The sequence below is a fragment of the Hwanghaeella sp. 1Z406 genome (assembly GCF_048892425.1).
Classification (GTDB): Bacteria; Pseudomonadota; Alphaproteobacteria; order UBA8366; family Aestuariispiraceae; genus Pacificispira.
The window spans coordinates 117482-139464 of record NZ_JBLZHU010000004.1; the positions used below are offsets into that span (position 1 = coordinate 117482).

Annotated in this window: 21 protein-coding genes and 1 tRNA gene; 14 read left to right on the forward strand and 8 right to left on the reverse strand. The window is 54.1% G+C overall.

Going from position 1 to position 21983, the window contains the following annotated elements; translation table 11 throughout:
• The first annotated feature begins 264 nt into the window (after positions 1–264).
• The 4 genes from ACOSDR_RS09905 to ACOSDR_RS09920 all read left to right on the forward strand — a co-directional run bounded on the left by ACOSDR_RS09905 (position 265) and on the right by ACOSDR_RS09920 (position 4368).
• A complete protein-coding gene (locus tag ACOSDR_RS09905; RefSeq protein ID WP_420731117.1) occupies positions 265–2046 on the forward strand; it encodes a tetratricopeptide repeat protein in 1782 nt (593 codons plus the stop codon).
• Between the two features lie 9 nt (positions 2047–2055).
• Positions 2056–2922, forward strand: coding sequence for a 4-(cytidine 5'-diphospho)-2-C-methyl-D-erythritol kinase (locus ACOSDR_RS09910; protein WP_420731118.1), 867 nt, complete (start codon positions 2056–2058; stop codon positions 2920–2922).
• A gap of 4 nt (positions 2923–2926) precedes the next feature.
• Positions 2927–3292, forward strand: a complete 366-nt coding sequence (locus tag ACOSDR_RS09915; RefSeq protein ID WP_420731119.1) for a (2Fe-2S) ferredoxin domain-containing protein — start codon at positions 2927–2929, stop codon at positions 3290–3292.
• 104 nt (positions 3293–3396) lie between these two features.
• A complete protein-coding gene (locus ACOSDR_RS09920; protein ID WP_420731120.1) occupies positions 3397–4368 on the forward strand; it encodes a peptidoglycan-binding protein in 972 nt (323 codons plus the stop codon).
• Positions 4369–4455: 87 nt separating this feature from the next.
• Here the strand turns inward: ACOSDR_RS09920 and ACOSDR_RS09925 are convergent, their stop codons facing one another.
• Positions 4456–4740, reverse strand: a complete 285-nt coding sequence (locus tag ACOSDR_RS09925; RefSeq protein WP_420731121.1) for a coiled coil domain-containing protein — start codon at positions 4738–4740, stop codon at positions 4456–4458.
• A 584-nt stretch (positions 4741–5324) separates the two neighbouring features.
• On the opposite strand from ACOSDR_RS09925, the gene ACOSDR_RS09930 reads away from it, so the two are divergent.
• Positions 5325–5522, forward strand: a complete 198-nt coding sequence (locus ACOSDR_RS09930; protein WP_420722755.1) for a hypothetical protein — start codon at positions 5325–5327, stop codon at positions 5520–5522.
• 67 nt (positions 5523–5589) lie between these two features.
• Here ACOSDR_RS09930 and ACOSDR_RS09935 read toward each other — a convergent pair whose 3' ends face one another.
• The 3 genes from ACOSDR_RS09935 to ACOSDR_RS09945 form a co-directional block, all read right to left on the reverse strand.
• Positions 5590–6213, reverse strand: coding sequence for a class I SAM-dependent methyltransferase (locus ACOSDR_RS09935; RefSeq protein WP_420731122.1), 624 nt, complete (start codon positions 6211–6213; stop codon positions 5590–5592).
• Positions 6214–6281: 68 nt separating this feature from the next.
• A tRNA-Gly gene (locus ACOSDR_RS09940) sits at positions 6282–6355 on the reverse strand.
• 82 nt (positions 6356–6437) lie between these two features.
• A complete protein-coding gene (locus ACOSDR_RS09945) occupies positions 6438–6938 on the reverse strand; it encodes a GNAT family N-acetyltransferase (protein WP_420731123.1) in 501 nt (166 codons plus the stop codon).
• 381 nt (positions 6939–7319) lie between these two features.
• Between ACOSDR_RS09945 and ACOSDR_RS09950 the strand changes: the two genes are divergently transcribed.
• From ACOSDR_RS09950 to folE, 6 genes are all read left to right on the forward strand, one after another.
• Positions 7320–8534: an ABC transporter substrate-binding protein gene (locus tag ACOSDR_RS09950; protein ID WP_420731124.1), complete on the forward strand. Its 1215-nt coding sequence runs from the start codon at positions 7320–7322 to the stop codon at positions 8532–8534.
• Positions 8524–10260, forward strand: a complete 1737-nt coding sequence (locus tag ACOSDR_RS09955; RefSeq protein ID WP_420731125.1) for an ABC transporter permease — start codon at positions 8524–8526, stop codon at positions 10258–10260. The genes ACOSDR_RS09950 and ACOSDR_RS09955 overlap by 11 nt, the downstream gene beginning before the upstream one ends.
• Entirely contained in the window at positions 10257–10901 is a 645-nt protein-coding gene (locus ACOSDR_RS09960; RefSeq protein WP_420722750.1) for an ATP-binding cassette domain-containing protein, read from the forward strand. Before ACOSDR_RS09955 ends, ACOSDR_RS09960 begins: the two co-directional genes overlap by 4 nt.
• Positions 10902–11202: 301 nt before the next feature.
• On the forward strand, positions 11203–12069 hold the full coding sequence (locus ACOSDR_RS09965) for an OmpA family protein (RefSeq protein WP_420722749.1): 867 nt from the start codon (positions 11203–11205) through the stop codon (positions 12067–12069).
• 193 nt (positions 12070–12262) lie between these two features.
• Positions 12263–12658, forward strand: coding sequence for a Co2+/Mg2+ efflux protein ApaG (apaG, locus tag ACOSDR_RS09970; RefSeq protein WP_420722748.1), 396 nt, complete (start codon positions 12263–12265; stop codon positions 12656–12658).
• Between the two features lie 111 nt (positions 12659–12769).
• Positions 12770–13402: a GTP cyclohydrolase I FolE gene (folE, locus tag ACOSDR_RS09975; protein ID WP_420722746.1), complete on the forward strand. Its 633-nt coding sequence runs from the start codon at positions 12770–12772 to the stop codon at positions 13400–13402.
• Between the two features lie 36 nt (positions 13403–13438).
• Here folE and ACOSDR_RS09980 read toward each other — a convergent pair whose 3' ends face one another.
• Entirely contained in the window at positions 13439–15214 is a 1776-nt protein-coding gene (locus tag ACOSDR_RS09980; RefSeq protein ID WP_420722745.1) for an EAL domain-containing protein, read from the reverse strand.
• Positions 15215–15430: 216 nt separating this feature from the next.
• On the opposite strand from ACOSDR_RS09980, the gene ACOSDR_RS09985 reads away from it, so the two are divergent.
• The 3 genes from ACOSDR_RS09985 (at position 15431) to ACOSDR_RS09995 (ending at position 18847) form a co-directional block, all read left to right on the forward strand.
• Positions 15431–16879, forward strand: coding sequence for a TrkH family potassium uptake protein (locus ACOSDR_RS09985; RefSeq protein WP_420722744.1), 1449 nt, complete (start codon positions 15431–15433; stop codon positions 16877–16879).
• A 19-nt stretch (positions 16880–16898) separates the two neighbouring features.
• Complete coding sequence (gene argE, locus ACOSDR_RS09990) at positions 16899–18050, forward strand: acetylornithine deacetylase (protein ID WP_420722743.1); 1152 nt, start codon at positions 16899–16901, stop codon at positions 18048–18050.
• 269 nt (positions 18051–18319) lie between these two features.
• Positions 18320–18847 carry a peroxiredoxin gene (locus ACOSDR_RS09995; protein ID WP_420722742.1) on the forward strand — a complete coding sequence of 176 codons (528 nt, stop codon included), beginning with the start codon at positions 18320–18322 and terminating at the stop codon, positions 18845–18847.
• 9 nt (positions 18848–18856) lie between these two features.
• Here the strand turns inward: ACOSDR_RS09995 and ACOSDR_RS10000 are convergent, their stop codons facing one another.
• From ACOSDR_RS10000 to ACOSDR_RS10010, 3 genes are all read right to left on the reverse strand, one after another.
• Positions 18857–19246, reverse strand: a complete 390-nt coding sequence (locus tag ACOSDR_RS10000) for a hypothetical protein (protein ID WP_420722741.1) — start codon at positions 19244–19246, stop codon at positions 18857–18859.
• Between the two features lie 336 nt (positions 19247–19582).
• Complete coding sequence (locus ACOSDR_RS10005; RefSeq protein ID WP_420731126.1) at positions 19583–20554, reverse strand: MBL fold metallo-hydrolase; 972 nt, start codon at positions 20552–20554, stop codon at positions 19583–19585.
• Positions 20555–20653: 99 nt separating this feature from the next.
• Positions 20654–21811: an alpha/beta hydrolase gene (locus tag ACOSDR_RS10010; RefSeq protein ID WP_420731127.1), complete on the reverse strand. Its 1158-nt coding sequence runs from the start codon at positions 21809–21811 to the stop codon at positions 20654–20656.
• Positions 21812–21983: the final 172 nt, after the last annotated feature.

Consider the following 21983-nt stretch of genomic DNA (forward strand, 5'->3'; position numbering starts at 1 on the left):
CCACCCCCTAGAGCGGATCGGTCCACATTCAATTCCTACCCAATGCGCGCAAGGCTGGTCCATTTGCCCGCTTCGTCCTTGACCCCACTGTAGGGCATACTATGCCCTTCTTACATGATTTTAAACAAATCCGAGAGAAAAGACCAAACCGTTGCACCTTATTTACGAGACATAGTGGCAAGAAACGACGAGTCTCTCTATCTTATGAGTCTAGTACTGTTGGGAATCCCTAAATTTCCCGCCTGTCGGACGAAAGAGATATTTATGACCCGCTATCAAGCACGCACTTACCCTTCCAATTCCCATACTGCGGGTTGCTCGCCGTGGAAATCCTTCCCGGCACGCGCACTGCTCAGCGGCCTGGGAATGATGATGGCCGCGACCATCACGGCCCCTGCCGCCAGGGCGGATGTTACAAATGACCCCTTACCGAAACAGATGCACAGCATCTATGGGGCCTATCTTGCCGCAGGCCAGGCGGAAACAGAGAATGATTTTTTACGCGCGGCTGATTTGTTGGACCAAATTCTTTCCAATGACCCAGATGATCCGCTGTTACAGCGCCGCGGGATGCTGGCGAACCTGCATGCCGGGCACATCGACCGAGCGATAGAATTGGCGCGCCCCCAGATTGTTGTCTATCCCAGTGAGGTTGATATCGCGGCGCTGACACTGGCGGTCGGTGCCATGATGCGCGAAGACTGGGATCGTGTGTTGAAAGTCCTGAACCCGGCGCGTCGCATCGCAATGGCACGATATTCAACCCCGATCCTGGCGGCCTGGGCGGAATTTGGAAAGGGCGATGCCGATGCCGCGATCCTGATGCTGGATGGACTGAATGAGGACCCACAGGCCAAGGCGATCCATGACCTGCACGCCAGCATGATCTTTTTAGCGGCCAATCGTCCTGCCGAGGCAGAGGCGCTGTTATCCCCAACGGCAGATAATCTGGAGGCCGCCCCGAACGCAATCATCCGTGCCCTGGCGCGGGCGAAACAAATGCAGGGAAATATCCAAGGAGCCAGCGATCTTCTGAAAGGTTATCAGGCGCTGCATCCGGATAATGATCTGGTTGCCAATGACATTGCCCAAATGGATGAGGGAAAGACGCTGTCCCCTATCATGGCAACGCCGCAACAAGGGGCGGCGGAGGCGCTGATTGACCTGTCATCCCAGATCCAGCGACAGGTGCCCCTGGTCGCTTTGCGCTATGCCCGGCTGGGCGTTTATCTGGATCCCGAGAACGAATTCGGCCGTATGGTGGTTGCCGTGTTGCTGCAAGGCCTGAAACAGGATGATGCGGCAATCAGTGTCCTGAATGAAATCCCGGAAGGCTCCCGCTACAGCTGGGATGCAAAGATGCGGATCGCCGACAGCATGATCCAGTTAAAACAGGATGATGCCGCGATCGACTGGCTGGAAAACCTGGCTAAGGCTCGGCCAGATGACCTGACTGCCCTGAACAAACTGGGCCTGATCATGCGCATTCAGGGGGAGTTTGAAGATGCCAAAGAGTATTATAAACGCGCCCTGGAGCGCGTGAAGACCGTAACCCCGGACGACTGGACCCTGTATTACTTCTTAGGCATCACCGAAGAGCGGACAGACAACTGGCCGGCCGCAGAGAAAGCCCTGAAACAGGCGCTGGAACTGTATCCGGATCATCCCGCCGTCCTGAATTATCTGGGCTATAGCTGGATTGATCAGGGGATCAATGTTGAAGAAGGCCTGGACATGATCGAACGCGCCGTAGCCCAAAGGGCCAATGATGGCAATATCGTCGACAGTCTGGGCTGGGCCTATTATCGATTGGGTGATTATGAAGAGGCCGTTATCCACTTGGAGCGGGCGGTTCAATTATTGCCTTCAGAAGCCGTGATCAACGATCATCTGGGGGATGCTTACTGGAAGGTGGGCCGATACTTCGAAGCCCGCTATCAATGGGGACATGCCTTGACCCTGGACCCGGAAGAGGACCTGCGCGCCACTGTTGAGGAAAAGTTGGAAAAGGGCCTGGATGCGGTTGATTCAGCCTCCAGCAAATAGCGCAGCCCGATGTCCACAGTCTCGCCGCCTCTCTCCGCCCTTGCGCCCGCGAAGGTGAATCTCAGCCTGCGCATCACCGGGCGCCGGGCCGATGGCTACCACCTGCTGGACAGCCTTGTCGCCTTCACGGATTTCGGGGACCGGATCGATGTTTCTGCTGCGGACCGGCTGACCCTGACCGTTCAGGGGCCTTTCGCCGATGCGGTTCCCAGGGACGAAAGCAATCTGGTGTTGAAAGCCGCACAACGCCTTGCCCAGGCGGCGGGCATAGAGGCCAGGGCGCAGATTACCTTGACCAAGACCCTGCCTGCGGCTGGTGGCATTGGTGGCGGGTCGTCCGATGCGGCAACGGCTTTACGCCTTTTGATCCAGCACTGGTCGTTGAGCCTGCCTTCGGAGGATCTGAACCGATTGGCCTTGGCGCTTGGGGCCGATGTCCCGGTCTGTCTGATCAGTAAGCCCTGTCGCATGACCGGGATTGGGGAGGATCTTTCCCCCCTGCCGCCCTTACCGCCCCTTGGCATCGTATTGATCAATCCGGGTCGCCCGTGTGAGACACCGGCTGTCTTTCGGGCAAGGTTCGGCCCGTTTTCTGAAAAAGCCCTGGCATTCAATCCGGGCAAGACCGCCCAGAGTCTGGCAGAGGCGTTGCAGCAGGAACCCAATGATCTGACCGAGGCAGCAATGCAAATCTGCCCCTCCATCCGTCAGGTTCTTGGTCATTTAGCCGGGTCACCGGGCATTCTGTTATCCCGCATGTCGGGCAGCGGGGCCACCTGTTTTGGACTGTATGACTGCCCCGACCAGGCCCGGAAGGCCGCCTCGGACCTGGCCCATCCGGGCTGGTGGATCGCGGCTGGTGGCCTGGCAGGATAAGGTCATGGCACAGCAGGACCCATCCCCGTATCGCCTGCTGGTCTGTGTTAATCCTGTTGGCAGCAACAAGCCCAGCTGTGGCGGGGATCGAGGGTCTAACGCGCTGGCCGACACATTGGAAGCGGGCATTCGGGCACGCCGCATCAATGCGCGGCTGTCCCGCATCATCTGCCTGAATCGCTGCCTGAAAGGCCCCGCCATGCGTATCGCGCCAGGCGGTGATTTCTTTCTGCAGGTCCAGCCCGATCACATTCCCACCATTCTGGACAGGCTGGAAGCATTGGCAGGGCAACTGCCAGACGGCATCGACCCGACAGACCCTGACACGGACGACCCGACCGGGTTTGGGCATTATTTTCCTGGTCAATAGTTTGTTTTTTGTTCTTATTAATATTGATATTTGAATTAATATTCATTATAAACCCCATGATTAGACGGTTTCCAGCATTATCATGACGGGTTGTTGGGGGGTATATGGGACAGATTTATGCAAGAAGGGCAGTCTCCGGCTTCATGCCGGTGCGCGGCGCGCTGGTGTTTCGCACGCAGGAAGGCCTGACACAGCAAGGATTTTCCACACGCGGCATTGATGGGATCTTCGGGCGCGGCACACAGGCGGCGCTGACCGCCTTTCAACACGACAGCGGATTGCCTAACAGTGGCGCTTTGGATGAAGACACATGGCCGGTGTTGTTTCCAACCAGCGAAAAACCCACGGATTTCGACCTTGCGCTGGCGCTGACCAGCACCTTTGAAGGGCATGGATTTCAAAAGGCTGTTGGAAATTTTGACGGGGCGGGCGTCACCTGGGGCATCATCGGATTCACTTTGGCTGGCGGGGAATTGGCAAAAGTATTAAGCGCCATCGACTCCAATACATCAGACACGCTGGACCGGGCCTTCGGGGCGATGGCATCAGAACTGCGCGATGTTCTGACGCGTCCACGGGCCGACCAGATCACCTGGGCCGACGGTATCAGCCTGGGCGCACAAAAGCTTCATTTGCGGGAAGACTGGGCCAGTGGCTTTGCCAGGCTGGGCGTGACAGAGGCTGCGCAGAATGCCCAGATCGATCGCGCCCGCACCAAATACTGGTCCATCGCCCAGCGCGACTCGGATCGCTATGACTTGACCGACCCGCAAGGTCGGGCCTTGTGTTTTGACATCGCGGTGCAGAATGGTGGCATCAATGAAGGCCCCCAGATCCAAGAGGCCCTGGCCGAAGAGATCGACCCGACGCCCCAACGCCGCCGCGAAATCATCGCTGAGCAAGTCGCCCTGGGGTCCCGAAAACTCTATCAGGAGGATGTTCGCAGCCGTAAGATGACGCTGGCCACCGGACAAGGCACCGTCCATGGCGGTCGCTTCAACACTGCGGATTGGGGAATTACAGACCTGGTCTCAGATAATGATCCGAGGAATCCCCCTACTTTAGAGGAAGCTTAGATCGCAGGTCAGACAAAATTCATTTTCTTGGAGCCGCAACGAACCTGATCAGCAGCGCTGCTGATCAGACTTGTTGTCCATGGCTCCCTAAAAGCGGGAGAGTGCTTTATTGGTTGAATCGCTGAGGTCGGTCCAAGCTTTTTCGACGCCCAATTTAATATCTTCCCAGGCACCATCCCCGGCATCGCGAAGATCATCTAGTTTATCGCGCACACTTTCCTGCTGTGCACGCAACGCCTCGATCTCTTTATAATAGGCTAACTGGGTGTCCCCTTCGGCCTGATCCGCCTTGGCTTTCAATTTATCTATGTCAGCACGCCATTCAGCCAGGCGACCCTTTATTTTTTTTTCGTATGCATCCTTAGCGCTCATTCTGATCTCCTTCGATAGTATTCGTCGATGATTGTCGATACAGACGTATTGATCATTTGCGAAATTTCAATGTTATCTTTTAATAACGCTTCATTACAAAGTGGCTTTCTTTCAGTAATTTGTGGATAAAATAACTTATTATCGAATGATAATTCCCTAATTTCAGGATAAGAGTTAAAATTTAGAATATATTAAACGCATACTACGATTCATACGATAACACTTGTTGACAGAGTTAATTTTGTTACTAAGTAATTATTAAAGTCTTTATGACAGCCCTATGAAAATTATTTTATTGGTTGTGTGAATTCTGAAAGGAGAGCCCGAAACATACTATCACCAGAAATACCATTTTTGTGAATTATAGTTATGTTTTGGTATGAAAGCGTATGCGTTTGACTGTCAGACTTTAAGGATCGCTTTCGTGCCTGGCGATATTCCAAGCGCAACTATGATCGGGGATGTCTTAACAGAGACGCACAGGAAAACCTTGTTGGGTCTGCACAGACGGAAACATGGGAAACCGCCCGCAGAGAAGTCTAACAAGGGTGATCCCGAATTCTCAGAAAGGAAATGGAAGCATTATGAGCCAACAAAATGAAAATACGACGGAACAGCCTGACCCTAAAGATAACCGCGACCAGCCAGAAAAGCTAAGCGGTGTCGATGCGCGGCAAGGAAAGATCGTGTTGAAATCAAAATGGCAGCGGGGTCTCGTCATCGGCATATTTGCTGTCGGCATAGTATTGCTGGGCATAGTAGCAGTCAGCATCGCACCGTAGGAAATTTACCACGCCTTGAATACCACTAGAAGCGACCGCAACTGCCGTGATCACAAGAGGCTGGCAGTTACTGCCAATAGACCGATGGGTCGTTCAAATTCTTCTCAACCAGCGGCGCGATGAATTGATGGGCCAGCAACAGCGGGGCCAGCGCGGCTTGCTGTCGGCTTAACATGTAGACGCCAATTGATCCCTGCAAAAAGGCGGTCTGACTGTCAGGGAAGGTCGCAACCACTTCCTCATGTGACCAGTCGTCTTTGACATGCACTTCATAGGGGTTCCCGTTGATTTCGTCCTGCGGGTAGTGAACGATTGGGATGGAAACCAGCAGATAGCGCGTATGCGTCAGGATGCGATCAACCAGCGCCTCCGCCTCCTGCTTTTCCATATGCTCCAGAATATCGCCACAGAAGACCAGATCGATGGCCCCCTTTACCTGATCCCAATCAAACAAACGTGCATCGACCTGATGCACCGTGTCATAGCGGTCTGTCAGATTGAACTCATCAATATAGGGCTGCCACACTTCAACGGCGTGCCAGTCACAATCTGGCATATGCCCGCGCAGCAATTCGCTATACGTGCCGCCCCCTGCCCCGATATCGACAACGCGCCGGATCAGTCCGGCCTGATAGAGCTTCTGAACCAGGACAGCCGTGTACAGTTTCCCAAATTGCGACGAACCGCTCATGCCTTTTCCTTTGCACCCGATAAGAGCCGCAGCATGCCATAAGCGAGGGATTTGTCGAACTAGGAAACTGGAGCGGGTGAAGGGAATCGAACCCTCGTATGCAGCTTGGGAAGCTGCCGTTCTACCATTGAACTACACCCGCATGTGGCCCTGACGCGCCGACAGATCGGGTTATAGACGCGCCAGGGTGCCACAATCAAGCAGGATGTCGTTTTATCAGTTGGTCATGTGATCGGAACCGGGGTGACCGTGCCCGATTGGCGCGACAGGCTGCCGTCTTCATATTCGATGCCCATCAGCGCCAGGGGAACGACGGGTCCGCCCATATCCAATTCCCGCACCGGTTCAACGCGAAAGCCAAACGGGGCGTAATAGCCGGGATCACCGATGATCAGGATCGCCGGCGCGCCGGACAGGCGCACCGCATCCATCCCCTTGCGCACCAGCCCGCGCCCAATGCCCAGCCCGCGCAGTTCCGGGCGCACGGCCAATGGTCCCAGCAGGGGAACGACCTGACCATCGGGCAGGCAAACCGGCCAGAACCGGATGGAGGCCACCATTTCCTTGGATTTCTTGGCGACGAAACAGAATTGCGGCATCGGCGCGCGCTGGTCACGAAACCGCACCACATTGCGGGAATGACGACCGGGCCCAAAGGCCAGGTCCATCAGGGTTTCTATATCAGCCGCATCAGCGGCGGTTTCTTTTGTCAGGGCATATCTCATTGACGCTCTCGTCCTCTAATCAACATCTTAACTCAGGGGAAATCGAGGGCGTCAGGGGTGTAAACTGGAACGTTACCAAAAGGTTGCGTTCAACCGTCCCATTCCCCGCGCACCGTCGATATCGGCACAACGCAGGCCGCTCCGGCCCAGACAAGGGGCGGGTGCGGCGCAGCTTCGTCGCGCATCAGATCGGAAAGAGGATGGTCGTTGAGACACGGTTTTCTCGTCGCTTCTTAGTATGCAAAACGACGCTATCACGGCTTTCGCCAGTGCACAATTCTGTGTTCACCCTAAATTGACCAGCCGTGTGCTGGTATCCAGGTCCCGCCTGCACTAGGCTTGTAGCAATTAGAAAAACACCAGTCCATAGGGGGGTCCAGAATGCTGTTGAGCGAAAGCGGTCTTAAGAAAATCATGCTGGCGGTCGGTTTGCTGGCCGCATTTCAGCTTATACCCCCTGCACAGGCACAGGAGTGGTCACAGATTGAACAAAAGGCGAGCGGTCAGACAGTGTATTGGAACGCCTGGGGCGGAGATGAGGCGATCAACGCCTATATCCGCTGGGTCGGGGAGCGTGTGGCGGCAGACTATGGCGTAACCGTTGAGCATGTGAAGCTGGCAGATACGGCTGACGCCGTGCGCAAAGTGGTTGCTGAGAAATCGGCCGGGCGGAATGACGGCGGGTCGGTCGACCTGATCTGGATCAATGGCGAAAATTTTAAGGCGATGAAGGATCAGGCCCTGTTGCACGGCCCGATTACCGACACATTGCCCAATTACGCCCTGATCGATACCAAGGCCAATCCCGCCGTGGAATTGGACTTCACGATCCCGACCGAGGGGCTGGAATCCCCCTGGGGTCAGGCGAAGCTGGTCTTCATATATGACAATGCGATTGTTCAGGATCCGCCCAAGACGATGATGGCATTGCAGGCCTATGCCCTGGCGCATCCCGGCCGCGTGACCTATCCGGCGCCGCCGCAATTTCTGGGCACGACATTCCTAAAGCAGGCTTTGTATGAAGTGGTCGAAACGCCCGATGCCCTGCTGCAGCCAGCGGGGGATAATTTCGAGTCTGTGACCGCGCCGCTGTGGGCCTATCTGGACAAAATTCACCCGGCCCTGTGGCGCGAGGGGCGCGACTATCCCGATGGTGACGACGCGCTGATCCGTCTGCTGGATGAAGGAGCGGTTGATTTTGCCCTGTCCTTCCATCCCGGGCGCGCATCGTCGGCCATCACGCAGGGACTTTTGCCTGATACGGCACGGACATTCGTTCTGGATGGCGGCACGATCGGCAACACGCATTATGTCGCCATCCCCTATAACGCCGCCCATAAAGAAGGGGCCATGGTATTGGCGAATTTCCTGCTGTCCCCGGAGGCCCAGGCGCATAAGCAGGATCCCGATATCTGGGGTGATATGACCGTGCTGACCATGGACAAGCTGGCCCCAGAAGGACGCGCCCTGTTTGATGCCCTGCCCCGCGGCATCGCGACACTATCTCCTGCGGAACTGGGCCCAACCCTGCCGGAGCCGCACCCCAGTTGGATGACGCGGATCGAAAACAAGTGGCTGGAGCGGTATGGCAGTTGATGTCATCCCGGCGAAAACAGAGGCCGGGTGGTGGCGAAAAGGATTGAGCATCCGCTGCGCCCCACCCCTGACCCTGTTGATATTTCTGGGGCCGGTTGCCGCCGGGTTGATTGGGACACTGCTGCCCGCCTTTGGCTATCTGCCCGCCTTGGGGGGCGACCATTTATCGTTTGACCCATGGCGCGCCCTGGCCCGCTATCCAGGCGTTGAAACGGCCGCCCTGCGCAGCCTGGTGACTGGGCTGATAGCGACCGGTCTGTCGGTAGCCTTGGTCCTGTACTTCATCGCGGCCTTTCATGGCACGACTTGGTTCCAATGGGCCAGAACCGTGCTGGCCCCGCTGCTGTCGATCCCCCATGCCGCGATGGCAATGGGGTTGGCCTTTCTGCTGGCGCCCAGCGGATGGATCGTGCGGCTGATATCCCCCTGGGCGACAGGATTTGATCGGCCCCCTGATCTGGCCCTGGCACCGGACCCCTATGGCTGGAGCCTGGTACTGGCATTGGTGATCAAAGAGGTACCTTTCCTGTTTCTAATGACCCTGGGGGCCCTGGGACAGATACCGGCGCAAAAATCCATGCAGATTGCGCAATCCCTGGGTTACGACCGTCCGACCGGATGGCTGAAAACGGTGCTGCCGCAACTCTATGGGCAAATCAGATTACCAATTTTTGCCGTATTGGCCTTTTCCGTCTCCGTGGTGGATGTGGCATTGATCCTGACGGTCACACCCTCGCCGACTTTGGGTGTTCTGATTCTGCGCTGGGCCAATGATCCAGACCTGTCGCAGAATTTTGTGGCCGCAGCGGGGGCCTGTATTCAGTGCCTGCTTGTCCTGTCCGCAATTGGCTTTTGGGTCATGGGGGAACGGATCGTGTCCTGGTTGGGCCTGGCCTGGATCCGAAAAGGCAGACGACGCGTGCCACACGGGGTTAAACAACTGACCCTGACTGGGATGAGTCTGGCAGCAGGGCTGGGAATTGCCGGGCTGATAGGGCTGGTGATCTGGTCATTCACCCAACGGTGGCGCTTTCCCGACACACTGCCCAGCACCTGGAGTCTGGACAATTGGGGACAAGGCTTCGGGCGGGTGGCGGAACCCCTGGCGACAACACTATGGGTGGGGCTGGCGGCGGCTGGCGTTGCCCTGATCCTGGTCATGCTATGCCTGGAAGCCGAACAAAGGACCGGTCGCCGCCCCACGCACAGGGCATTGTGGTTGCTGTATCTCCCCTTAATCGTGCCACAGATCGCCTTTCTATTCGGCGCTCAGATATTGATGGTGGTGGTTGGCATCGATGGCCATTGGGCCGGATTGATCTGGGCCCATCTACTGTTTGTCCTGCCTTACATCTTCCTGTCACTCTCAGAACCCTATCGCGCATTGGACCCTCGATTTTCCAGAACGGCCGCCTGTCTGGGGGCCAGTCCATGGCGTATTTTCCGACAGGTCAAAATGCCCATGCTGCTGCGCCCGATTCTGATCGCCTTTGCGGTTGGCTTCGCCGTCAGCGTTGGTGAATATCTGCCCACAATATTTGCCGGGGCCGGTCGCCTGACCACATTGACAACAGAGGCTGTCGCCCTGGCGGGTGGGGGAGACCGCCGCCTTATCGGGACGCTGGTTGTTCTGCAATCCATTCTGCCGCTGATTCTGTTCGCGATTGCGGCGGCAGCACCCTTTCTGATCCACCGGTCCGCCTTTGCAGGGAAGAAACGCTTGTGACTGTGACAGAGGGATTGACCCTGAACCATGTAAGCCTGTCTGTCGGTGGCACCAGCCTGTTTGCCCCCCTATCGCTGTATGTGCCACCCGGGCAGGTCACGACAATCATGGGGGCCAGCGGGTCCGGGAAATCAACACTACTCTCTGCAATTTGCGGCACGTTGGATCCTGCCTTTACCCTGAAGGGCACAATCGGGCTGAAGGGGCGCGATATAACAGGCCTGCCGCCTCAGACCCGCAGGGCTGGCATTCTGTTCCAGGATGATCTGCTGTTTCCGCATCTAAGCGTCGCCGACAATCTGGCCTTTGGTCTGCCGGTGGGCCTTGATCGCAGGGAACGCGGCGACCGCATTCGCGCCGCCTTGGCGGATGCAGGCCTTGAAGAATTCGGGGCACGCAACCCGTCCACATTATCCGGTGGCCAGCGCGCGCGGATCGCCTGTCTTCGCGCCCTGCTGGCCGAACCCGATGCGCTGTTGCTGGACGAGCCGTTCTCAAAACTAGACAGCCAGTTGCGGGATCGGTTCCGACAATTTGTATTCGACCATGCATCGGACCAAAACCTGCCTGTTCTGCTGGTGACCCACGACCCTGCCGATGCAACCGCTGCGCGGGGTAAAACTGTCCATTTATCGCAATAGCCTATCTCTTATCAGTCTAGACAAATAAAGCGCATCGAAATTATGGCGCTTGGTAGCAAAAATACCACATAAATGCCCATATCTAAGTCTGGATATCCATCCCCAATCACTTTATACTCCTTGACATTATGGGGTTGTCCCACCACTTGCGTGTATTATCGCTGGTGAGTCAGCGTGTCATGAATTTCGGTAAACGAAGGATCGTGATACATAAAGTTTCAAGCGTCCTGTCCTTGCAATCCACCAATGGGGTGAGAGAAAGGAAAGACGCTAGTCAGAATCCGCAAAGGGGGATTTTAAGATGTTAAAGCGTTTGATCGGCCTAATTGGTGGCGCCGCTCTTCTCGCCGGGTGCTCGGTTTATGGTAATCTGGAAGAACTTCAGAAAACCGAACCGCAAGGCACCGCCTTCACGAAGGCCTTGGCCAAAGAATACCAAGCATTCTCAGAATTCGAAATGTACGATATGCGCGATTATGTCGACGCGGATCATTTCGCACGCAAGGGCCTGCGGGCTGCTGCGGGTGAAGTGGTTCTGCCCGAAGAAATCGCAAATTGGAACGAACCTGCTGATCGCATCAAGGTTCTGGCCGCTGCACGCGAGCGTCTGATCAAAGGCCTCGACAGTGGTGGACGTGAAAATTATCCGATGGAAGCCGCAACCGCCCAGGCCAAATTTGATTGCTGGGTTGAGCAGCAAGAAGAAAACCATCAGCCCGAAGACATTGCAGAATGCATGAAGGAATTCATCGCTGCGATGGAAGTTCTGGAAACCAAAATGGCTCCTGCGCCAGCACCGGCACCTGCCCCTGCTCCGGCACCGGAACCAATGATGGAACCGGCAAACTTCATTGTCTTCTTCGGCTTTGATATGGACAATGTGAACGAAGGCGCTGCACAGGTTCTGAACCTGGTCGGATCCAAGTTCGGCGATTACAAAGATGGTCAGATCATGCTGATCGGTCACACAGATACCGCAGGGTCCGCGACGTATAACGAGGCTCTCTCGCTGCGTCGTGCGAACAATGTCCGGTTCAAACTGATCGAACTGGGTGTTCCTGCTTCTGTAATCGGCGTTGAAGCCCGTGGTGAGAGCGAGCCTCTCGAAGCCACCGGTGACGGCGTTCGCAATCCTCAGAACCGTCGTGTGGAAATCACCATCAAGTGATTGACTGACGGGCTGTAAGGGTAGCCTGGCTGCCCGAAGAGACTGTAGCGTAAAGAAAGGCCGGGAGGTATTGCCCCCCGGCCTTTTTCTTTGTCTCACGTCGAACCTGTCGGCAGGGAACTCTTTTAGGGTTTTCAGGGCGCGTCTTCCCCGGCATGGTTTGACACCACCACCTCAAAACCTTGTGAAACGAATGCATTACGAATCCATCACAGAGAACATCAAAGTGGCCGTTGAGCCCGTCTATCTGGACAATCAATCGTCGCCATCGGATAGTCACTTCGTCTGGGCCTATACCGTCCATATCGTAAATTTAAGCGCCCAGCCGGTGCGCCTGATCAATCGATACTGGCGCATCACAAATGCCAACGGCCATACAGAGGAAGTCAGCGGACCCGGCGTTGTTGGAGAACAGCCCCTGATCTCTCCCGGCGATAGTTACGAATATACCAGTGGCGCGCCGTTGAGCACGCCGTCGGGGATCATGTCCGGACATTACGAGATGCAATCGGCAAATGGTGGACTGTTTAAGATTAATATTCCGGCATTTTCACTTGATAGTCCCCATCAGGCGATCCATCTGAATTAAATGAACGTACTGATGCATGGTGCACGGGCTGATTAACAGGCCGTGAGAAGCAAGACAGTCCGGGGCAGATCCCACCAAATCGCTGGGGCAATAAAAATTAAGGATTCTCTGATGAATGCCATTCAATCGGTTGATGGGACACGCACCAGCAAGGGTGACCCCGAGTCGCGCCCGTCTCGTGAAGAGGCGGAAGCTGCGGTTCGCACCTTGCTTTTATGGGCGGGCGACGATCCGGATCGCGAAGGCCTGCTCGGCACGCCGGATCGGGTTGTCCGTTCCTACGAAGAGTTCTTTGCCGGCTATGCAGAAAACCCAACAGACATGCTGTCGCGGACGTTTGAAGAAACCGAAGGCTATGACGAAATGGTGCTGTTGCGCGATATCCCGTTTGAAAGCCATTGCGAACATCACATGGTCCCGATCATCGGAACCGCGCATGTCGCCTATTTGCCGAAACTGCGTGTCGTTGGCATTTCAAAACTAGCGCGTACCGTAGAAATCTTTGCGAAACGCTTGCAGATTCAGGAGAAAATGACGGCCCAGATCGCCGATGCGATACAGCAGGCTCTGGACCCCAGGGGCGTCGCCGTTGTTGTGAACGCCCAGCATCAATGCATGACGACGCGCGGTGTAAAAAAACCCGGTGTTGGTATGATAACCAGCCGCATGCTGGGAGCTTTTAAAGAGGATCGTTCCTTGAAGGCTGACTTTATGGCATTGATAGGGAGTGGTGCGGCCCAGTAAACCCAAATCCCACCAATCCCAGTTATTGTCATAATGTCAGATTTCGAGATCCGATATCCCAATAGAGTTGGTTTTTGCGGCGGCTTGGACAAATTGTTCAAAGGCTGGCTTCTCCAGCGGACGTGAATAATAGTATCCCTGCGCCTCTGCACAGGGCAGTGATTTTACATATTCCGCCACTTCACTGGTCTCAATTCCTTCGACGGTAACCTGCAAATTCATATCCCGCATCAAATTGATAATATTGTTTAACAACCGATTGGACTTATCGTCATAAGGAACTCCAGTCAGGAACGAACGGTCCACCTTAGCCCGCGTGGCCATGACATCCCGCAGCATCCCCAGCGAGGAATTTCCTGTGCCGAAGTCATCTATGGCGATGGATATCCCCATTTTCTGAAGCGCCGCAACGGCTGCGAAAGCGACCTTGGGATTGCGCGTCAATGTGGTCTCGGTAATCTCAAACTCCAGAGAGGATGGAGAAATATCGAATGTCTCAAGTGATCGTTTTACGAAATCAACGAAATTACCGCGTTCCAATTGCTTGGGCGAAATGTTCACCGCCAGCTTAACTTTAGACAATACGGGATCACGCTTCCATTCCTGTACCGCAGCGCAGGCTTCCAGGAATATGAATCGACCAATTCCTTCGATCAGATCCGCGCTTTCCGCAACCGGGATGAATTGTCCCGGCGGAACCATCGTCCCATCGGCCTTTCGCCACCGAATCAAACACTCCGCCGCGACACAGGTTTCATTCGGCAGACTTATTTTTGGCTGAAACACAGGATAGAATTCATGACGTTGCACCGCCTCACGAATTTGATGCACCATCGCGGACGTCTCCAGGACGCGGGAAACCACCTCTTCAGTCAACAAATAGACTTCGCCGCGATGCCAATTTTTGGCTTCATAATACGCCATATCGGCATACCGAATCGCCATGCCAGGTTCATCGGCCATTAAAGGAATTTCTAATCCCCCTGCCGTCCCACTGATCGCCACCCGCGCATTGCCAAATTCAAACGGATCCTCAAACGCGGTGGAGATAACCTTCTGCACCTCGATCACCTGAGAGGCGGCGGTTTCACGCGGGGGGATTTCAACAAGCGCAGAAAAACGATCACCACTACCGCGCCCAAAAAACTCCCATTGGCTCGTAAGTTTCGCCAATCGGTCCCCAACCAGTCGAATAATGCTGTTACCATCTTCCATCCCAAATGTGGAATTGATGGCGCGCATCTGGTCGATTCCGATTTCAATCATCAGGAATCGGCGTCCTTGATCCACATACTGGGCGTAAACGGTGTTCAGGCAGTGAACCAACGCCTCACGTTTGGGCAGACCGGTCAATTGATCATAATAAATGGAATTATCAGCCGCCAGATTAAGGTCATTTGGAAGGCTAAGGTCCCGCAAAAACAGATAATGAATCAGATACCCCTTCACCGGATGCTCGGCAACACGCAAGTAAATATTAAAATGGGTGCCATCAGCGCGGCAGGCTACAACCTGACTTAAATGAGGATATCCAGCATCCGACGCAGTGACATCACTGCTTTTGCCCCTTTCGACGCCAGAAAGCCACGCATTTTTTCCCGGAAGAATTGTTCTAACAGGCTTGTCAATCAGATCGCTTTCCAACTGGCAACCAAACATGGTGACAGCCATTTGGTTAGCAAAAACAATATGTTGTGCCTCATCAATTGCGATCACAGCGTCATGGCTTTGACTGAACAAACCACTCAGCCGCTTGATTTCATCTGCGAGCGTCGTACCACCCCCAGAAACTCGGCGATTCAAGTTTAGCATATGCCGGTTCAACTCCTCCCGACGGGTGCCCGAAAGCAAAACATCCTATAGAAGTACCGCACCAACTCTTAATTAAAGGTAAAGCATCAATAGTTTTCTGGTTCAGGGGCATTCGTCCCGATCCGCTGGTTTCTTAACGAAAAGGAAGCTATGGTCGGCGAATGTGAAGCAGACTGAGGATGCAACAATATTAACAAGCATCCGGTGGAGGGGTTGTTGCTAGATTTCCGTCCTATTTTCTTTGTGAACGGCATCTTGTTGACGACCTTGTCCGTGGCGATGGTGCTGCCTGCGGCTGTAGATATTATCGTGGACAACCCGGACTGGGAGGTATTTGCCGCAGCATCCGGTTTGACCTTTTTCGTTGGTGCGATGCTGACCCTGACCAACAGGGTCAAAACAATCGCACTTACCATCCGCCAGGCTTTCATCATGACCACCATCTCCTGGTGCTTGCTGCCGGCTTTCGCAGCGCTGCCGTTGAGCTTTTCAGATCTTAATCTGACCTATACCGATGCCTTCTTTGAAGCGATGAGCGGGATCACAACCACAGGGTCAACGGTAATCGTCGGGCTGGATTTCGCCCCGCCCGGGATACTGCTGTGGCGCTCTTTGCTTCAATGGCTGGGGGGAATTGGGTTTATTGTGATGGCGGTTTCGATTCTACCGATGCTGCAGGTCGGTGGCATGCAGTTATTCCGTATGGAATTTGCAGAGCGGGTGGAAAAGGCATTGCCGCGCGCGGCCCAGATCGGCGCATGGATCCTGATAATCTATCTGGTCCTGACTATGGTTTGCGCCGGACTGTATTGGTGGGCGGGGATGAGCGGGTTTGACGCCCTGAACCATGCGATGACCACCGTGGCGACCGGCGGATTTTCGACCTATGACAGTTCGATGGGGCTTTTCGGCAGTGCCAAGCTGGAATGGATTGCTACGGTCTTCATGATTCTCGGCTCCCTGCCGTTCCTGCTGTATCTACAGGCCATTCGGGGGGCGCCCTTGGTTCTATACCGCGACAGTCAGATTCGTTGGTTCTTTGGCTTTCTGTTAAGTGCTACGGCGATTATGATTCTGTATCTGGTGGCAGAACAGGACTGGACCCTGTCTGATGCGATACGCTTTGCCACTTTCAATGTGACATCGGTGATGACAGGGACAGGCTATGCAACCCAGGACTTTGGCAACTGGGGGGCCTTTGCACTGCCGTTGTTTTTTCTGTTGATGTTTATTGGCGGCTGCGCCGGATCGACCAGTTGCGGTATCAAGATATTCCGGTTCCAGGTCCTATACGCAACAGCGCGGGTTCAGATGAAACGCCTGCTTAGTCCTAACGGTGTTTTCATTGCCTATTATAACAAGAAGCCTATCCCAAATTCGGTTGAAGAATCTGTCATGAGCTTCTTCTTTTTGTTCATGGCAATATTTGGTCTTCTGGCTTTAAGCCTGGGATTACTGGGACTGGATTTCATCACGGCGACCAGCGGGGCTGCCACGGCGATATCCAATGTCGGACCCGGTCTAGGCGATGTGATTGGCCCGGCTGGGACCTTTGCGTCTTTACCAGATGCCGCAAAATGGTTGCTCTCTGGCGGCATGCTGTTAGGACGGTTGGAGATTTTCACCGTTCTTATTCTGCTTGCCCCCAGTTTCTGGCGTGGCTGACACCAAAGGATACCAGACTATGCCAACGCCACTTGAAATGCTTGAAACCTTGATCGGGTTCGACACGACCAGTGCAAAATCCAATCTGGATCTGATCCGTTTTGTGCAGACCTATCTCGCGGACCATGGGATTGATAGCACCCTGGTCCATAACAAGGACAAGTCCAAGGCAAACCTTTGGGCGACGGTTGGCCCTAAACAGCCGGGCGGCGTCTGCCTGTCGGGTCATACCGATGTGGTTCCCGTAGCTGGGCAACCCTGGGATACAGATCCGTTTCAAATGATAAAAAAGGGCAGCCGATATTATGGGCGCGGCACCTGTGATATGAAGGCCTTTCCGGCCACCGCATTAGCGCTACTGCCCGAAATGCTGGCCAGACCATTAGTGCGCCCGATCCATTTTGCGCTCTCTTATGACGAAGAAGTGGGCTGCCTGGGCGCCCCCGATATGATTCATGAAATTGGCAAAAGCCTGCCAAAACCATCCGTCGTGATCGTGGGGGAACCCACCGATATGAAGGTTGTGTCCGCCCACAAGGGAATGTGGTTCTTCCGCGTTGTCGTGACAGGGAAAGAGGCCCATTCAAGTCAGACCCATCGCGGCGTTTCAGCAGTCATGACCGGGGCCAGATTGATTGCAAAGCTGGATGAGATGGCAAAGGCGCTCAAAGCGGCTGCTGATCCGAATTGTAAATTTGTGCCGCCCTATACAACCATCCATGTTGGTCAGGTCCAGGGTGGCACCGCGCCCAACATCATATCCCGCCATTGTGAATTTGTATGCGATATTCGCAATCTTCCAGATGATTTCCCCGAAGATATCCAGCGGGAGTTTGAAAGCTGGATTACCGCAGAAATTTTGCCGGAAATGCAGGCTATTGATCCGAATGCTGGCGTTGCCGTCACCACAGAGAATGTCGTCGCAGGCCTGATGGAAGACCGGGACAGCGAGGCAGAACAACTGGTGCGACAAATCACCGGCGACAATGATACGACCTATGTCCCCTATGGCACAGAAGCGGGGCAATTTCAGGCCGCTGGAATGGCGGTCGTCGTTTGCGGGCCCGGATCAATTGATCAAGCGCATCAACCCAATGAGTATATTGAAGAAGCGCAAATTCATGCCTGTGAAGCGATGCTGAGAAAACTGATCACCCGCTGTCAGACATAACAGGTAACATAAATCCGGCCGCCTAGGCGGTCCCGGGCGGGCTTCCGCGATACCCCAAAAGACCCGCTGACGGCTTCACAAAAAATTCTTGTGCGACGCACCATTTTCATCTTGGAATAAGTCTAAAGAACACCTATATACGTTCTGTCTGCAAATTATTGGTGTTCTAAGGAACCGTGTAAGTCCCTTATGCACCTATATGCAAATCCGAATATCCTTGGGGTACCAATCAGGTATCTCAGACATGAAATCAAAAAAGGAGTCTCTAAATGACCCAGTTCACAAACATGAAGAATGTCGGCGACACAGTGCCCAGCGTTACCTTCCGCACCCGCGCGAACAGCGATTGGAAAGATGTCAGCACCGATGATCTTTTCGCGGGCAAGCGCGTTGTTGTATTCTCTCTGCCAGGTGCCTTCACGCCGACCTGTTCTTCAACCCACCTGCCGGGCTACATGATCAAATCCGGCGAAGTTAAAGGCTGTGGCGTTGATGACATCTACTGCCTGTCGGTCAATGACAGCTTCGTTATGAATGCCTGGGCAAAAGATCAGGGCGTTGATTCCGAACTGAAGGTTATCCCGGACGGGAATGGTGAATTCTCTGAAGGCATGGGCCTACTGGTTGGCAAGGAAGATCTTGGCTTTGGCAAGCGCTCTTGGCGTTATTCAATGGTCGTCAACGATGGCAAGATCGAAAAGATGTTCGTTGAGCCGGAAAAGCCTGGCGACCCCTTCGAAATCAGCGATGTCGACACCATGCTGGACTATCTGAAGTCCGCTAAAGTCAGCGCGTAAGGGTTTATACTAAATCGGTGCAGGACGGTTTGCCATCAGCATACCGTCCTGGACTGAAACCCGCTGGAGGAGGGCCATCGTGCCCTCCTTTAGTGTATCTTGGGCCGGTTCAAAGACCAATTGCCCTGAATACCAGTCCGCACGCACATCCCCTGTCGTATTGAACAGATCGGTGTGACGGATGCGCTTGCCGTCGCGCCATCCATGCAAATCAATCAACCACAGGGCACCCTCCCGAATTTCCCATCGACCGACATAGCCCCGAAGACAGGCGTCACTGCGTTGTTCAAACGCGATGGGTCCATTCTGGCGCAGCCATGCAGCAAGTGGGGCCGTATGCAGACGATACAGCTCATTCTCAATCCACAGCGTCTCTGGTAACTGCTCAACTGTCTCCATAGCCCCACCCAATCGATAAGAAACACCCCTGCCGAAACACATTAAAATGCCAAGGCAGGAGCAATCCTATTGGGCTAGTGTGGTGCGCGATTATTTGGAATCACCAGGATCTCTTTACCGGCCTGTCGGCTAGAAGAGAGCGTGCAGGCGATGTGGTTCATCGTCAAGCGCTCTCGACGCAGTCCGACGGGCCGGTAAAGGGACCAAAGGCGCTGTTTGCGGTGCTCCGGTTAGGAGCGTTTCGCGAAGAGATGCGGGGAATCGCAAGCGGAAGGCGACGCGGCCCGGAGCGCCGCAAACAGCGTCCTGGTCGATCCCAAATAACCGCGCACCACACTAGCAGCCTTCTGTACACATGCCGCCGCCATCAAACGCCATGGTCTTGCCACTGAGTGGCAGATGCACAGGAACGTTGACGGCCTGAGTGAAGATATCTGTTTTGGAGCCTGCAATCACATTCCCATCCTTCGTTGCCGGTTCATTGGCATGGGAGGGGATGACGGTGGCCGGTTTGATCAAATCGTTGATTACATAGGCTGCTTCAGTCGGTCCTGTCGTGAAGGTGTCGCCGATATTCATAACCACCAGCTTCGCCTTGTACTGATCCGCGACAACAGTCTTCTGTTCCGCGGTCACCCCGGTATCCCCTGAAAGATAGACCGACAGGCCGTTGCTGAAGGTCAGGACATATCCTGTCGGCGGACCGGCATAGGCTGTCAATCCAGCCTGTTCCAGCAACTCCCCCAACGCGCCATGAACAAACGCACCTGCAATACCATTGGAATGAACCGCCGGAACAGTGGTTATAGACACACCCCCCACAGTCCGCGACCCGCCAAAACGTACCAGTTGGGATTTGGATGGATCACCGCCCAGCGCTTTCAACTTGTTACCAAAGAACTTTGGCATTTCACTGCCGGTCACAATCAAGGCCCCGGTCTTCAGCGCAATATCGATTGTGTTGCTGTTGGGAACGGAGGCGACAGAAACATCGGGCTTGCCGCATTCCCCTGCATTCACGGAGGGGATATGCCGATCCCCTACATGATCGCCATGCATATGGCTGACCAGGATCACATCAATAGCCCCAAGGCGGGGATCATCCGGCCCGGCAACAGTACGACCGGCATCATACAGAATGCGCGTTCCATCCGGATCTTCAAAGATCATCGCCCGGTCAAAGACACAAAATTCCCCATCATGACTGCCCAGTGGGGTGATTTTCACAGTGCTTGCTTGAGCCGTCGCGGCACTGAGGACAAGCACGACACCGGCTAGAGCCGTGTGTTTCAAAGCACTTAACACCATTAGACCTCTCCTTGATTTCCATCGAAACATATTCCCCAGAACGGAAGTCGTTCGATTCACTCTAATGGCAAGGTCTGGCCTGAGATGTTCACGAAATGGTTAGTGAATCCCCAATTCCTCAGCAATTTTCCATGCGATCTCAGGCGCATCGATATGATCGCTGTGATCGATCTTTCTTCCGGCTAGCTCCGTTGCATTAAGCGAACAAAAACCAGGCGCCGCATTCATCGGGGCGGGGGCCTCTCCCAGGCGCTTTTCCCAATGATAGTCCGGGTTTCTCTCCAGGAACTTAAATAAGCCAAAAGTGACAGTGTTCATTGTATCGGCAACGGACAGAGCAGCCTCTCTGGGCATTTTCTCAATATTAGAAATTGATAAGGCCCCATCAAACCGCGAATAAACATTAACTTTACGGCGGACAAGATGCTGCAGCCCTGAATAAAAAGGCCCCACATAGAGCGTTTCATGATGCTGATCGGGATCCTTGCACTTCGTCACATGACGTCGTTCCACGTCAGGTGCGATCATTACAAATGTATCGACAAACCAATCCTTGCCCACAACATCTTCCACACCGCCACCAGGGGCAAGTTCTTTTCGTTCCAACAATGGGACAAGCGTTTTATCCCCGACAACATCCGGGGGAATAACGACCTTATTGATTAAATCTTTGAATGTGTGGCAGGCGACATAGTTCCCCATAGAGTGACATATGAGGTTCAGCCTTTTGCCTGTTTTTCGAATGCGAGCCAGCAATCCGCCAAAGGCCGCCGTTGATCCAATAGCTTCCTTTTGATCGGACGGATATTTAAGGGCGCTTCCATCCGAGGGCCAGGAAAATCCAATAAAAGCCGTCAAACTGCCCGCTTCGGCATCACCTAAGCAGTCCAAATCAGCTTTTGATGTTATGATTTTTTTGGATAGGCCGGGCTTGTGTTTCATTGTATCCGTTAGGATACGAAACCAGGTAAACGCCTCAAAGAGCTCGACATTGAAGCCGTGAACACAAACCACAATCGTACCAATTCTGGGATCTTCCAGGAACTTATCGAAAACAACGTGAGATGAATCCTCAATCGCTGCGCCTCTCGGCATTTCTGAAGAATCCGTCGTTCCCATGTAGAATGCCATGTAGATATCCATATCAACAAAGTAGTACCCGCCCTCAGACATTTTATGTCGTAGCGTGCGATCTCTGTTTTCAACAGCTTGGCCCAGTTTCTCCATGTGCCGATTGGTTGCAAAATATTGAATCATGACGCCCTCCCAATGCGAAATTTATTTAAGGTTTTTTATTTTTAAGAATACAACTTAGATTAAAATACCACAATTATTATGATATATGAATACGAATGTTTTCTATCAGCTAACGACGCAGGAAAGCGCGACTGATCCAAGAGGTTTTAAGCGAAAGGCGCGTTTCGAAGAG

Coding starts and splice junctions, on each gene's coding strand:
- ACOSDR_RS09905 (WP_420731117.1), top strand. CDS start 265: ATGACCCGCTATCAAGCACGCACTTACCCTTCCAATTCCCATACTGCG.
- ACOSDR_RS09910 (WP_420731118.1), top strand. CDS start 2,056: ATGTCCACAGTCTCGCCGCCTCTCTCCGCCCTTGCGCCCGCGAAGGTG.
- ACOSDR_RS09915 (WP_420731119.1), top strand. CDS start 2,927: ATGGCACAGCAGGACCCATCCCCGTATCGCCTGCTGGTCTGTGTTAAT.
- ACOSDR_RS09920 (WP_420731120.1), top strand. CDS start 3,397: ATGGGACAGATTTATGCAAGAAGGGCAGTCTCCGGCTTCATGCCGGTG.
- ACOSDR_RS09925 (WP_420731121.1), bottom strand. CDS start 4,740: ATGAGCGCTAAGGATGCATACGAAAAAAAAATAAAGGGTCGCCTGGCT.
- ACOSDR_RS09930 (WP_420722755.1), top strand. CDS start 5,325: ATGAGCCAACAAAATGAAAATACGACGGAACAGCCTGACCCTAAAGAT.
- ACOSDR_RS09935 (WP_420731122.1), bottom strand. CDS start 6,213: ATGAGCGGTTCGTCGCAATTTGGGAAACTGTACACGGCTGTCCTGGTT.
- ACOSDR_RS09945 (WP_420731123.1), bottom strand. CDS start 6,938: ATGAGATATGCCCTGACAAAAGAAACCGCCGCTGATGCGGCTGATATA.
- ACOSDR_RS09950 (WP_420731124.1), top strand. CDS start 7,320: ATGCTGTTGAGCGAAAGCGGTCTTAAGAAAATCATGCTGGCGGTCGGT.
- ACOSDR_RS09955 (WP_420731125.1), top strand. CDS start 8,524: ATGGCAGTTGATGTCATCCCGGCGAAAACAGAGGCCGGGTGGTGGCGA.
- ACOSDR_RS09965 (WP_420722749.1), top strand. CDS start 11,203: ATGTTAAAGCGTTTGATCGGCCTAATTGGTGGCGCCGCTCTTCTCGCC.
- apaG (WP_420722748.1), top strand. CDS start 12,263: ATGCATTACGAATCCATCACAGAGAACATCAAAGTGGCCGTTGAGCCC.
- folE (WP_420722746.1), top strand. CDS start 12,770: ATGAATGCCATTCAATCGGTTGATGGGACACGCACCAGCAAGGGTGAC.
- ACOSDR_RS09980 (WP_420722745.1), bottom strand. CDS start 15,214: ATGCTAAACTTGAATCGCCGAGTTTCTGGGGGTGGTACGACGCTCGCA.
- argE (WP_420722743.1), top strand. CDS start 16,899: ATGCCAACGCCACTTGAAATGCTTGAAACCTTGATCGGGTTCGACACG.
- ACOSDR_RS09995 (WP_420722742.1), top strand. CDS start 18,320: ATGACCCAGTTCACAAACATGAAGAATGTCGGCGACACAGTGCCCAGC.
- ACOSDR_RS10000 (WP_420722741.1), bottom strand. CDS start 19,246: ATGGAGACAGTTGAGCAGTTACCAGAGACGCTGTGGATTGAGAATGAG.
- ACOSDR_RS10005 (WP_420731126.1), bottom strand. CDS start 20,554: ATGGTGTTAAGTGCTTTGAAACACACGGCTCTAGCCGGTGTCGTGCTT.
- ACOSDR_RS10010 (WP_420731127.1), bottom strand. CDS start 21,811: ATGATTCAATATTTTGCAACCAATCGGCACATGGAGAAACTGGGCCAA.